14 protein-coding genes are annotated in these 12,255 nt (G+C 33.9%); 9 read left to right on the top strand and 5 right to left on the bottom strand.

From position 1 onward, the window contains the following. Positions 1-882, top strand: a complete 882-nt coding sequence (locus BMY56_RS02585; RefSeq protein WP_317040587.1) for an EamA family transporter — start codon at positions 1-3, stop codon at positions 880-882. 20 nt (positions 883-902) lie between these two features. After that, on the top strand, positions 903-1,505 hold the full coding sequence (locus BMY56_RS02580; RefSeq protein WP_091619440.1) for an IMPACT family protein: 603 nt from the start codon (positions 903-905) through the stop codon (positions 1,503-1,505). Between the two features lie 20 nt (positions 1,506-1,525). Here the strand turns inward: BMY56_RS02580 and BMY56_RS02575 are convergent, their stop codons facing one another. Next, the gene (locus tag BMY56_RS02575) at positions 1,526-1,924 is read right to left on the bottom strand and encodes an acyl-CoA thioesterase (protein ID WP_091619437.1); all 399 of its coding nucleotides are present in this window, start codon (positions 1,922-1,924) and stop codon (positions 1,526-1,528) included. A 201-nt stretch (positions 1,925-2,125) separates the two neighbouring features. Between BMY56_RS02575 and dnaA the strand changes: the two genes are divergently transcribed. From dnaA to BMY56_RS02560, 3 genes are read left to right on the top strand one after another with little or no spacing between them, the layout of a single operon-like run. Further along, positions 2,126-3,550 (top strand): chromosomal replication initiator protein DnaA, encoded by a 1,425-nt coding sequence (gene dnaA, locus BMY56_RS02570; protein ID WP_068484623.1) that lies wholly within the window; start codon positions 2,126-2,128, stop codon positions 3,548-3,550. A gap of 13 nt (positions 3,551-3,563) precedes the next feature. Continuing rightward, on the top strand, positions 3,564-4,016 hold the full coding sequence (locus BMY56_RS02565) for a low molecular weight protein-tyrosine-phosphatase (protein ID WP_091619435.1): 453 nt from the start codon (positions 3,564-3,566) through the stop codon (positions 4,014-4,016). Continuing rightward, positions 4,017-4,739, top strand: a complete 723-nt coding sequence (locus tag BMY56_RS02560; RefSeq protein WP_091619432.1) for an SAM-dependent methyltransferase — start codon at positions 4,017-4,019, stop codon at positions 4,737-4,739. A 55-nt stretch (positions 4,740-4,794) separates the two neighbouring features. Here BMY56_RS02560 and BMY56_RS02555 read toward each other — a convergent pair whose 3' ends face one another. The 4 genes from BMY56_RS02555 to dapF form a co-directional block, all read right to left on the bottom strand. Beyond that, positions 4,795-5,424 carry a hypothetical protein gene (locus tag BMY56_RS02555; RefSeq protein WP_091619429.1) on the bottom strand — a complete coding sequence of 210 codons (630 nt, stop codon included), beginning with the start codon at positions 5,422-5,424 and terminating at the stop codon, positions 4,795-4,797. A 148-nt stretch (positions 5,425-5,572) separates the two neighbouring features. Continuing rightward, a complete protein-coding gene (mltG, locus tag BMY56_RS02550; RefSeq protein WP_091619426.1) occupies positions 5,573-6,616 on the bottom strand; it encodes an endolytic transglycosylase MltG in 1,044 nt (347 codons plus the stop codon). Further along, complete coding sequence (locus BMY56_RS02545) at positions 6,616-7,140, bottom strand: GNAT family N-acetyltransferase (RefSeq protein WP_091619424.1); 525 nt, start codon at positions 7,138-7,140, stop codon at positions 6,616-6,618. Before BMY56_RS02545 ends, mltG begins: the two co-directional genes overlap by 1 nt. Then, positions 7,134-7,910 carry a diaminopimelate epimerase gene (dapF, locus tag BMY56_RS02540; protein ID WP_091619421.1) on the bottom strand — a complete coding sequence of 259 codons (777 nt, stop codon included), beginning with the start codon at positions 7,908-7,910 and terminating at the stop codon, positions 7,134-7,136. Before dapF ends, BMY56_RS02545 begins: the two co-directional genes overlap by 7 nt. Before the next feature lie 128 nt (positions 7,911-8,038). Between dapF and BMY56_RS02535 the strand changes: the two genes are divergently transcribed. The 4 genes from BMY56_RS02535 (at position 8,039) to BMY56_RS02520 (ending at position 12,248) form a co-directional block, all read left to right on the top strand. Then, positions 8,039-9,436: a S1C family serine protease gene (locus BMY56_RS02535; protein ID WP_091619419.1), complete on the top strand. Its 1,398-nt coding sequence runs from the start codon at positions 8,039-8,041 to the stop codon at positions 9,434-9,436. Positions 9,437-9,551: 115 nt separating this feature from the next. Continuing rightward, positions 9,552-11,000: a glyceraldehyde-3-phosphate dehydrogenase gene (locus BMY56_RS02530; protein ID WP_091619417.1), complete on the top strand. Its 1,449-nt coding sequence runs from the start codon at positions 9,552-9,554 to the stop codon at positions 10,998-11,000. Between the two features lie 145 nt (positions 11,001-11,145). Further along, a complete protein-coding gene (locus BMY56_RS02525; protein ID WP_091619416.1) occupies positions 11,146-11,769 on the top strand; it encodes a tRNA (guanine-N1)-methyltransferase in 624 nt (207 codons plus the stop codon). 32 nt (positions 11,770-11,801) lie between these two features. Beyond that, complete coding sequence (locus BMY56_RS02520; RefSeq protein WP_091619414.1) at positions 11,802-12,248, top strand: GNAT family N-acetyltransferase; 447 nt, start codon at positions 11,802-11,804, stop codon at positions 12,246-12,248. Positions 12,249-12,255 lie beyond the last annotated feature (7 nt).

Below are 12,255 nucleotides of genomic sequence, written 5' to 3'. Positions count from 1 at the left end.
ATGTATTTAGTTCTTAGCATACTGTTTTCTAGCCTAATCTTTGTGATTTTCAAACTGTTTGCTAAATGCCAAGTTCAAACTATTTACGCAATTATTCTGAACTATTTTATCGCATGTTCGGTTGGACTTTTATATAACAAAGAACCCTTTAATTTTACAGTAATACCCCAGAAGAGCTGGTTTTGGGGTAGTATTGCCCTAGGTTTATTGTTTATTCTGATTTTTAATCTAATGGCAGCAACCTCTCAAAAGCTCGGAGTATCTGTAGCATCGGTAGCAACCAAAATGTCTCTCACTATACCTGTACTCTTCGGAGTTTTCTTTTATAAGGAGGCACTTGGTATTTTAGAAATTATAGGCATAATCTTGGCTCTTTTTGCTGTGTATCTTACATCGTTAAAAGAGCATAAAATAAAAGTTGAGAAATGGGCCTTCGTATTGCCGGTATTGGTTTTTTTAGGTTCTGGAATTATAGACACCAGTATTAAGTATTTTCAAGAAGTACATATGCCAGAAAAAGAATATGCCTTATTCTCTGCTTGTGTTTTTGCTTCTGCCGGAATCTTTGGTGTTTTATTTATAGGCTTTAAATCAATAAACCAACCTTTTAAGGTCAATTTAAAAAATGTTATTGGAGGTATCTGTTTAGGTGTTCCCAACTATTTTTCTATTTACTTTTTATTAAAAGCGTTACAGAACCCTACTTGGAACAGCGCTTCTGTATTCACCATTAATAACGTTGCTATAGTTATGTTTTCAACTTTACTAGGCATTCTCCTATTTAAAGAACAGCTTACGGTTAAAAATTGGTTTGGTATTGGCATGGCTGTATTGAGTATTGTTTTTGTTGCATTTGGTCAACAATTAATGAATTTTCTTTAAAACTTGACAAACTATCTAAAATGGGAACGTATCGAACTATTTCAAAACCATCGGAACCTATATTATATAAGGAACGAAAAAGTAAGTTTTATGGATATTGCTTTCCTGTAACCAATGAAGATGAAGTAAAAGAATATATAGAAGGCTTAAAGAAAGAATATCCTACAGCGAACCACGTCTGTTACGCTTGGCAAATGGGTATTGAAAGCTTATCGTACCGTGCAAATGATGATGGAGAACCAAATAATTCAGCCGGAATGCCCATTTATGGTCAATTACAATCTTTTGATGTTACCAATACCCTAGTTGCTGTTGTTCGAGTTTTCGGTGGAACCAAATTAGGTGTTGGTGGGTTAATAAGTGCTTATAAGGAAGCTGCGAAGTTAGCTTTAGAAAACGCCACCATTATAAAAAAAGTATTACAACAGCATTTAAGTGTTTCATTCGAATATTCAGAAATGGATATTGTTATGCGTTTGGTTAAAAAACATCAACTTGAAGTTATTTCACAAGAATTACATCTTAAATGCAAAATAATTCTTTCAATTCCGAAAAGTGAATTCATGAAAATGTTCAAACTTTTAAAGGCGCATCACAAACTGGATATCACACTAATTGAATAATGATAAATTATGCAATTATTTTAATAGTTTAATTTATCTAATAGAATTTTCGGACATTTTGTAGGTCTTTTTCTTTTCATATCCATAAAGACCAAAACCGTATTTGCAGTTGCTAATAATTCCCCTGATTCATTAGTAATCTCATAATCAAACTCAATTCGAACCGCAGGCTTTTTGGTTAATATTACCTTGACAGTTATTAAATCATCATACAAAGCGGGCTTTAAATAATTGATTGATAAACTTATTACAGGAAGCATAATTCCACCTTCCTCCATACTTTTGTAAGAAATTCCTAACGACCTTAGCCATTCGACTCTTGCCAATTCTAGATATTGAGCATAATTACCATGATAGACTACACCCATTTGGTCGGTTTCACTATATCTTATTCGAAAAGAAATTTCGTTTGTACGCATTTATTAAAAGTAAAAAGTATATATTTAAAAGCTGACCTTTCGGCAAGCGAACATGAGAAAAAAAAAGGGTAAATTCAATGCTAATCGATTTTTTTTTTAAATAATTTGTTCACATATTTGCCCAAGTTGAATAAGAGACCTAATTGAAGTTTTTCGATTAAATTTAGCTAAACGCTAACCATTAAAAGTTTAGAATTGATTATGAGTGTTACTGCAAATTCCGTCTGGAAAAACTGTTTGGTGTTTATTAAGGATAATATCCAACCGCAGGCATTCAAAACCTGGTTTGAACCTATTAAGCCAGTCAAATTATCTGAAAACGCTTTAAGCATACAAGTTCCAAGTAAATTTTTCTATGAATGGCTAGAAGAGCACTATGTAAAACTTTTAAAAGTTGCCTTAACTAAGGAATTAGGAGAAACTGCAAAACTGGTCTACATCATTCGTATGGAAAACACCTACGGAAATAAAGAGCCTTTTACAGAAAAAATCCCTAGCTCTAATAGAGGCGCTATGGCCGCTCAAGAAATGGATGTGCCAATCAAATCTAAAAATCCTGAATTAAGAAACCCGTTTGTTATACCAGGAATTAGGAATATAAAGATAGAGTCACAGCTAAATCCGAATTATAATTTTGATAATTTCTTAGAAGGTGATTCAAACCGTTTGGCACGTTCTGCTGGTATGGCGGTCGCAAACAAACCTGGAGGAACTTCATTTAATCCATTATTAGTATTTGGTGGTGTCGGTTTAGGAAAAACACATTTAGCTCATGCCATTGGTGTGGAGATAAAGGATAAATATCCTGAACGAACTGTACTTTACATATCTGCAGAGAAATTTACACAACAGTATATTGAATCTGTAAAGAAGAACACTAGAAATGATTTCATTCATTTCTATCAGTTAATAGATGTGCTTATTATTGATGATGTACAGTTTTTATCTGGAAAATCTGGTACTCAAGACGTTTTCTTCCATATTTTCAACCATTTACATCAAAATGGAAAACAAGTAATACTTACTTCAGATAAAGCTCCTGTAGACATGCAGGATATTGAACAACGGCTTTTGTCTCGTTTTAAATGGGGACTATCTGCAGAATTGCAAAGTCCTGATTACGAAACAAGAATATCAATTTTAAAGAACAAGCTTTATAGAGACGGTGTTGAAATACCTGAAGATATTATCGAGTACGTTGCAAAACATATTAAAACTAATATTAGAGAATTAGAAGGTGCTATCATTTCTTTGATCGCCCAGTCTACCCTAAACAAAAGAGAAGTAACTATCGAGCTGGCACAACAGGTTGTTGAGAAGTTCGTAAAAAACACTAAAAGGGAAGTCTCTATTGATTATATACAAAAAGTGGTTTCTGACTATTTTGAAATGGATGTTGCCACTTTACAGTCCAAAACTAGAAAAAGGCACATTGTTCAAGCAAGACAATTAGCCATGTTCTTTGCGAAAAAATTCACCAAAGCATCTTTGGCCAGTATAGGTTCGCAAATTGGAAAAAGAGATCACGCTACAGTTCTGCATGCTTGTAAAACAGTCGATAATTTGGCAGAAACTGATAAACAGTTTCGTAAGTATATCGACGACCTAACCAAGAAATTTTCTTAATACCCAACGCCCCATGAATGTGTTGATGGTTTGCCTAGGTAATATCTGTAGGTCTCCATTGGCAGAGGGTATTCTTAAAAACAAAGTCAATTCTAAATATACATTTGTAGATTCGGCTGGCACTGCAGGGTATCATGTTGGTAATGCTCCAGATCCAAGATCTATAAAAGTGGCTAACGACCACAGCATAGATATAAGCACCCAACGCTGCAGAAAGTTCTCCGTTTCAGATTTCGATTCTTTTGATGTTATATATGCTATGGACAAAAGCAATTATAATAATATTATAGGATTAGCAAGAAATAAGATGGATGTTGAAAAGGTGAAGTTACTTTTAAATGAAATTAATTTGAACAACGAGGAGGTCCCCGATCCTTATCATGATTCTGATGATGGTTTTGAAAAAGTTTTTATAATGATTGATAAAGCCTGCTCTTTAATAGCAGCTAGATTAGAAAATAGATAAATGAGCGCACAAAACGGGAAAACAGGAAATTTGTATTTAATACCTTCTACATTAGGCGATATTGCTCCATTAGAGGTTTTACCTATATCAATCAAGCAAACTATTGAACGATTAGATCATTATATAGTTGAAAATGAAAAAACAGCTCGTCATTTTATAAAGAAAATAAGTCCAAGAAAATCTCAACCTTCCTTAAAGCTATCTGTACTGAACAAGTTTACTGAACCACAGGAAATACCAAGCTTTTTAAACGCTTGTTTAGAAGGTTTTGATGTAGGCATACTTTCGGAAGCTGGTTGTCCTGGTATCGCTGACCCTGGTGCTGCCGTTGTTAAAATAGCTCATGAAAAGAATATTCAGGTAATACCTTTGGTTGGCCCCTCCTCTATTTTATTAGCGTTAATGGCTAGCGGAATGAACGGTCAAAATTTTGCCTTTAACGGCTACCTCCCTATTGATAGTGCTGAGCGTAAAAAATACATCAAAAATTTAGAGCGAAAATCAAAGGAAGACAATCAGTCCCAAATATTCATTGAAACTCCATACCGTAATAATAAAATGCTTGAGGAACTTATAAAATCTTTAGCACCAAGTACGCGAATTTGTGTTGCAGCAGATATTACCTTACCGACAGAATATATTAAAACCAAAACTGCAATCAATTGGAAAAATGAAAATGTCGACCTTCATAAAAGGCCTGCAATTTTTATTATTCATGCATAAAAAATCCTTGGCAATTTACTGCAAAGGATTCCTATATTCATATCTACTTAAACTTTTAAATTCTTGGATTGCGTTTCGGTAAAATCATAGAAATATCATATCCTGAGAACTTATTCATGTAGTGGGAAATACTAGTACCGTAACCATCCATAATTTCCATACGGCCTTGTGAGCGTAAATATAATTTCACGTTACCCGGACCAGCAAGATGTGCTGCTGCTAATATACCTGATTCGGTAATTTCTATTCCGCGCATGTACACCCCTACATATCGTTTAATATCCTTTCTTAATATCCATTTGTTTCGAGAGATATTTACATTAAATACTTTCTCTTGAAGAATTGGATCATTTAAAAAATGATTTCCGTCGTAAACACCAACTAATTCTAGGGTACCTAGGCCAAATTGATATTTTCCTAAATAACCATAGCTATTTATGGCAAAATAATTGCCTTGAGACTCTTTAAAGGCCAATGCCTCTTTAAAGCCTATATACTGACTACCAAGAAAGGGGGGAGCAATTTGATAATTCGATAAAAAAGAATCGTCTTGAGGAAACGAAACTAAAGTAGGTTCTTTTACTTTAAGCAACTCCGGTACTTCAACCTTAAAGGGCTTGAAACCGAAACCAGATAAAATAAACATCATAATTAGAGGACAACAAATTAATATCCATCTTCTCATACTTGTTATTTCTTAAGACTAATGGCGAACACGCTTTGCCTGCTTAAATTTCTTTGACAAAGGTATAAGGGAAATTATAGTAGTTTAAGAAGGTTCTGTTAAAAGAATACAGTTTTAGTTAACAAGTGCTAAAATTCGGACAATAAACCTATCTATTGATTTTTTGTGCATTTATCCATCGGATGTATTGCTCTTTATTTCGGTTGTGTTGCGTTAAGTTCTCTGCAAACATGTGATATCCGAATTTTTCTACATTCGCGACAAAATAATAATAATTATGTTTTTTAGGATTCAATACCGCATCTATAGCCGTAATATCGGGCATAGCAATCGGTCCAGGGGGTAAACCTGCATTTTTATACGTATTATAAGGAGAATCCATTTCTAAATCTTTATATAATACTCGCTTAATTATGGTATCAAAATTACCCGTCTCCTTTTTTATAGCATAAATAACCGTTGGATCTGCCTGCAATAACATTCCTTTTTTCAATCTATTTAGATATACCCCTGCTACTGTTGGCCGCTCATCAACCTTTGCAGTTTCTTTATGTACTATTGATGCTAAAGCGATTACTTCGTTCGGTTGTAAACCTAATGCTTCTGCTTTTTCAATTCTAGCATTGTTCCAAAATCGATTATACTCTTTTAACATTCTATCTCTAAAGGCTGTCGCAGATGTATTCCAGAAAAACTCATAGCTATTTGGAATATAAAGTGATATCATATTAGCTTCATTAAATCCATTAGATTTTAAAAAATCTGTGTCCTTAAAAGCAGCAACCAAAGAACTACTATCTGCCTCTATCTGACTTGCAATCCTTCCTGCTAAATCATTTACACTCTCTTGATTATTGAAAGAAACTTTTACTGGTAAATTACCGCTTCGCAATGAATTAACAATCTCGTTATTATTCATGCCCTTGGCAATCTTATACCTACCTGCTTTAATACTGCTTAAGTAGCTCTTTCTGTTCGCCGCAGATTTGAAGGCATCAAAATCTTTAAGTAATGGTGACAATTCTTTTTCTAAGTCCCTCTCTGAGGCATTGGTTGGTATAAAAACAAATTCTTCATCACTATTGAAACTTGTATTGGGCGTAAAAAATATACCATAGGCAATGTATGCGAAAATACCGCCACCAATTAAACTTGCTAGAACTACACCTAGTAAAATACGTTTGAAACTCATCAGTTATTTAATTTTTGTAACAAAACCTCATTCTTAAAGGTATTCTTGACCCGAACCCAATCTTTCTTAATACCAACTTCATTGAAACCTAACTTTCTAAACAAATGCATGCTCGCTGAGTTCTCTTCTAAAATATTGGCATAAATTTGTCTTAACCCTAGCACATCAAAAGCGTAATTGCATAATAAGGTAATTGACTCAGCCCCAATTCCTTTATTTCTTTGTTCTGTATCCAGAATAATTATACCTATACCTGCTCGTTTATGATTTGGTTCAAAATCAAATATATCTATCAATCCAATTGCTTTATGCTTCAAATCACAAATTACCAGTCGTAATTGTTTTACGTCAAAAATATCTCGGTGGGCATTATCTAAATAGAGTTGTAGCACACTTTTAGAGTACGGTGCAATTGTACCGCTAACCTCCCAAACATCGGTATTATTCTCAAGTTCATATAGAAAATCTAGATCCTCTTGTTCTAAGGCCCTTAAATAAATCTGCTCTCCTTTTAATTTTACCACGTTAATTCACCTTTAAATACTTGTTTTGCCTCTCCTCTTAAATAGATATTACTATATAAACCATTCTGTTCCTCAAAAGAAACTTCCAGATCACCACCTATTGCTTTTACCGCAACTATCTTTTCCTTCGTTTTTCCCAAATGATACATACCTAAAGCAACAGCTGTTACACCTGTACCACAAGATAATGTCTCATCTTCAACACCACGTTCATAGGTACGAATATCAAAACCTCCTGATTTGTTAAACTCTACAAAATTGATATTACTACCCTTTTCACCATAAACGCCATAGCGCAAACGCGCACCCTCCTTAACAACATTAAAGGATTTCAATTCTTTAACCATTTGTACGTGATGTGGAGATCCTGTATTTAAATAAAGGGCATTTTGCTTTTCTTTTATTTCTTGAACATCTAGCATTTTCAAACTCACTACATCGCCTTTTATATTAGCCTCGTGCAAACCATCTACAGCTGTAAAAATTGTTTTCTTCTTAATTACACCCAGAAAATGGGCGAACGCAACAATACATCTTCCACCATTGCCACACATGCTTCCTTCTTTTCCATCTGCATTAAAATACACCATTTTAAAATCTGTATTCTCATCATCTTCCAATAGAATCAATCCATCAGACCCTACACCAAATCTACGATGACAGATGCTCGCAACTAACCTCACATCGTCTTTCGGAAAATGATTTTTGCGATTATCGAACATCACAAAATCATTTCCTGTTCCTTGATATTTATAAAAAGTATATTTCATGTTGGCTTATATACACAAAGATAGAACATAATTAAGTTTTTAATAGTAGTTAAAAAGTAGTTAAACGCTTATCAAAGAGCATAAAATCAAGTAATTTTACTGCGCATACGTTAAACTATTTAAAGATTATGAAAAGATTAGCAAGTCTTCTATTTGTATCTGTTTTTGCAGGCGCAATCACGTTGGGCGCTTATAAACTCTTTTTCGAAAAAGATAATTTTACCATTATTTCACAAGATAATGGTAGTAGCAATAGTGTTTTCAACACCAACTATACCCCTACTTCTGCAAGTGGTTCTGGTATTAATGAAGTAGATTTTACCATGGCGGCAGAAAATACCGTTAATGCGGTTGTTCACGTAATGAATATCACACTTAGTAAAGGCCCTACCAGTATATTTGATTTTTTCTACGGGTCAAGCGCTAGCGCTGTACCTCAGGTAGGAACCGGCTCTGGAGTAATTATTTCCTCTGACGGGTATATTGTCACCAATAACCATGTTATAAGTAGAGCAAATCAACTTCAAGTCACATTAAACAACAATAAAACTTACAATGCCGAATTAATAGGGGCTGATCCCAATTCAGATATTGCTTTAATTAAAATAGATACAGATGAAAAATTACCGTATTTGGCATTTGGTGATTCTGACCAAACAAAAATTGGAGAATGGGTTTTAGCAGTAGGCAATCCATTTAACTTAACCTCTACTGTAACCGCAGGTATTATTAGTGCAAAAGCACGTAATCTCGGAAAAAACCAGTCTTTTATACAAACAGATGCCGCTGTTAATCCAGGAAATTCGGGTGGTGCTTTAGTAAATACAAATGGAGATTTAGTGGGCATTAATACCGCGATAACCTCTCAAACAGGTTCTTATGTAGGTTATTCTTTTGCCGTTCCTAGCAATATTGCGAAAAAGGTTATACAAGATATTTTGGAGTACGGAAATGTACAGAAAGGATTTATGGGAATTAGACCAGCCCCTGTAAACACAAGAGATGCAATAGAGAAAGGAATCAATAATATAGATGGCGTATATATAGAATTCATTGAAGACGAATCTGCTGCTCAAGAAGCAGGTATTGAAATCGGAGATATTATTAAAAAGGTCGATGAAATAGTAGTTCATAAATACCCAGATTTAACAGGTTACCTTTCTACCAAAAGACCTGGCGATACCTTAGACTTTGTGATAGATAGAAAAAATGAAATATTGCATATCCCGTTAACATTAAAGGAAAGACAAACATTAGTAGTTCCAGAAATGGGCTTAGAAGTAAAGAACCTTACCGCACATGACAAAAAGGTATACAAAACTAAAACTGGTGTTAAGATAATAGGAGTACCTGAAAGATATAGAGGTTACGGATTATCTGAAAAAGTGATTGTTAAAATTGATGATATTGAGATTGGAAATATCGATGATGCATATAATGCTTTCGGAGGCATCTCTAAATATAGTAAGACAGTCATTACTATGTTAGGTTCAAATGGTGAAAGAGATCGACTCATCTTTCAGTAAAAATTCAATAAAAAATACAGCCTTCGTAATAACGGAGGCTTTTTTTTGAAAATCACTTAATTAAGGCGTTTAAATTTTCTAGTTTTGTGCGAATTCTAAAAATCAATCAATTATTATGGGTCCACAAACCACATTTGAAAAAGAGCTAGCATTTCAAGCGGATCGAAGAAAAGCTACTACTGAATTCATCAAAATTGTAAGTGATCTTTGGTACGATAAATCTATTGAAATTGTTCTTTTCAAAAATCAAGTTATTGATAAAAATGTAAGTGACATTATACATTTACATGAATACGCAGGTGAATTTGTTCAAAAGCCAATTTCAATTTTCGATTCGGTAGAAATTTTACGTTCAATAAGTGATATTTCTTTACCCCCTTCTAAACTCGATATTGGTAAATTAACTTATGAATACCATTCTGATAAAAACATTTTAAACAATGTAAAGTCGTTTGTAATAGATAAACTTAAAAGCGCACAAGATTTTATAAGTATTGAACCTAAGGATGTTGTTCTTTATGGTTTTGGAAGAATTGGCCGCTTGGTAGCTAGAGAATTAATGTCTAAGACAGGAAAAGGAAATCAATTACGGCTTAGAGCAATCGTTGTTCGCGGCAAACCAACTATTGAAAACCTTGAAAAAAGAGCAAGCCTATTAAGAACCGATTCTGTTCATGGTATTTTCAGCGGCACAGTAAAAGTAGACTATAATAACCAAAAACTTATTATAAATGGTACAACGGTACACGTTATCTATGCCAATATGCCCGAAGAAATTGATTACACCGAATACGGAATCAAAAATGCTTTGATTATCGACAATACCGGTGCATTTCGAAATAAGGAACAATTGGAAAGACATCTTAAAGCGAATGGTGCCTCAAAAGTCCTATTAACAGCACCTGGTAATGAGATTGCGAATATTGTTCATGGTGTAAATCATTTAGAATATAGTCCTGATAATACTGAATTATTTTCTGCCGCATCTTGCACTACAAATGCTATAACCCCAATTTTAAAGGCTGTAGAAGAGACATTTGGTATAGAAAAAGGTCATCTAGAAACCATACATGCATATACTAATGACCAAAACCTTGTTGATAATATGCATGGCAAATATCGAAGAGGTCGAGCAGCTGCCTTAAATATGGTCATTACCGAAACAGGTGCTGGTGAAGCTGTTGCCAAGGCGTTGCCCTCTTTAAAAGGTAAGTTGACATCGAATGCTATTAGGGTACCCGTACCGAATGGATCATTGGCTATTCTAAATCTAGAAATAAATCAAAAAACTTCGTTAGATGGTGTAAACTCGATGATCAAGAAATACGCCCTTGAAGGTGATTTGGTAGAACAAATAAAATATTCGCTAGATAAAGAACTTGTATCATCAGATATTATGGGTACCTCTGCCCCATCAATTTATGATAGTATGGCGACTATAGTTTCTAGCACTGGTAAAAATATAATACTATATATATGGTATGATAATGAATATGGTTATTCACACCAGGTCATTAGATTAGCAAAATATATTGCCAAAGTCCGCCGTTATACATATTACTAAACTATTAAGGAGAACATCTATTTTATGAAAGCGAACGTAGTTAAATAAACAGTGATAACGTTTTTTCATTTTTTTTTATAATTTGACTTTAATGAAGTACTTTAGTCATCTCTAAATCATTTATTTTAACCTAAGAATCTATTTCATGAAATTCTATAGAATACTATTAATAGTGGCGTTTCTTTTCGTCACTAACCATCAATTTGCACAAGATGCAGAGGGAGAAGACGATAAGTTATCGTTAGATGAAGGGCCAATCAGTAATCAATTTGACTATATAGCAAAGCGTTCAGGTAATTATAGAGCTGATGGTGTTAGGTATGAAGTAGTAAAAGAAACAAACCTTTTTAAGATACGCAAGAATGTATTGGACTCTATTGCTGCTATGAATAAAAAGACTAGTGAGTTAAAGTCTACTATAGCAGAACATGAAACCACTATAACTTCATTAAATAAAAAATTAGAAGAGACAACTACCAATCTTAGCTCGGTAACTGAAGAAAAAGATAGCATGTCATTTATTGGTATTCCTGTTTCTAAAGGAACATACAATTTTATCCTTTGGACAATAATTGGAGGTTTATTTCTTTTATTAGGCTTGTTTATCTATAGGTTTAGAAACAGCAATATACTTACCCAAGAAGCGAAGCAAAATCTTTCTGAACTTGAGATTGAATATGAAGACCATAGAAGAAGAGCACTAGAACGTGAGCAGAAGATAAGTAGGCAGCTACAAGATGAAATCAACAAACAGAAGAAAACTAAATAATTAAAAGCTCCGTTTTGGAGCTTTTTTTTGATATGAAAAATTTAAAAAGAATTACTCATATACAAATAGAAGATATCGCACCCCTTTTCGATAACTACCGAGTATTTTACAAAATGGAGTCTGATATTGAAGCCGCCAAAGCCTTTCTGAATAATAGAATCTTTAATGAAGAATCTGTAATATTTGCTGCTTATGAAGGTGAAAATGCCATTGGTTTTGTGCAATTATTCTATACCTTTTCTTCGGTGAGTTTAGAAAAGTCATTAATTCTAAATGATCTTTATGTAGATGAAGCATATCGCAAACAATCGGTCGGGCAACTATTATTAGAAAAAGCCCAACAATTTTGTGCTCAACAAGGGTATAAAGGTCTTGCCTTAGAAACAGCTATCGATAACCCTGCGCAAAAACTTTATGAGAAATTAGGCTGGGAGAAGGATTACCACTGTTTTCATTACTTTTGGCAGGTTAAACGATGATGAAAAT

Source organism: Maribacter orientalis (assembly GCF_900109345.1).
In the GTDB taxonomy this organism is placed as follows: Bacteria; Bacteroidota; Bacteroidia; order Flavobacteriales; family Flavobacteriaceae; genus Maribacter; species Maribacter orientalis.
Note: the sequence above shows the minus strand (reverse complement) of the source record. Positions and strands in the feature narration are given on the sequence as shown.

Coding starts and splice junctions, on each gene's coding strand:
- BMY56_RS02525 (WP_091619416.1), top strand. CDS start 11,146: ATGAAATTCTATAGAATACTATTAATAGTGGCGTTTCTTTTCGTCACT.
- dnaA (WP_068484623.1), top strand. CDS start 2,126: ATGAGTGTTACTGCAAATTCCGTCTGGAAAAACTGTTTGGTGTTTATT.
- BMY56_RS02520 (WP_091619414.1), top strand. CDS start 11,802: ATGAAAAATTTAAAAAGAATTACTCATATACAAATAGAAGATATCGCA.
- mltG (WP_091619426.1), bottom strand. CDS start 6,616: ATGAGTTTCAAACGTATTTTACTAGGTGTAGTTCTAGCAAGTTTAATT.
- dapF (WP_091619421.1), bottom strand. CDS start 7,910: ATGAAATATACTTTTTATAAATATCAAGGAACAGGAAATGATTTTGTG.
- BMY56_RS02530 (WP_091619417.1), top strand. CDS start 9,552: ATGGGTCCACAAACCACATTTGAAAAAGAGCTAGCATTTCAAGCGGAT.
- BMY56_RS02535 (WP_091619419.1), top strand. CDS start 8,039: ATGAAAAGATTAGCAAGTCTTCTATTTGTATCTGTTTTTGCAGGCGCA.
- BMY56_RS02580 (WP_091619440.1), top strand. CDS start 903: ATGGGAACGTATCGAACTATTTCAAAACCATCGGAACCTATATTATAT.
- BMY56_RS02575 (WP_091619437.1), bottom strand. CDS start 1,924: ATGCGTACAAACGAAATTTCTTTTCGAATAAGATATAGTGAAACCGAC.
- BMY56_RS02560 (WP_091619432.1), top strand. CDS start 4,017: ATGAGCGCACAAAACGGGAAAACAGGAAATTTGTATTTAATACCTTCT.
- BMY56_RS02565 (WP_091619435.1), top strand. CDS start 3,564: ATGAATGTGTTGATGGTTTGCCTAGGTAATATCTGTAGGTCTCCATTG.
- BMY56_RS02585 (WP_317040587.1), top strand. CDS start 1: ATGTATTTAGTTCTTAGCATACTGTTTTCTAGCCTAATCTTTGTGATT.
- BMY56_RS02555 (WP_091619429.1), bottom strand. CDS start 5,424: ATGAGAAGATGGATATTAATTTGTTGTCCTCTAATTATGATGTTTATT.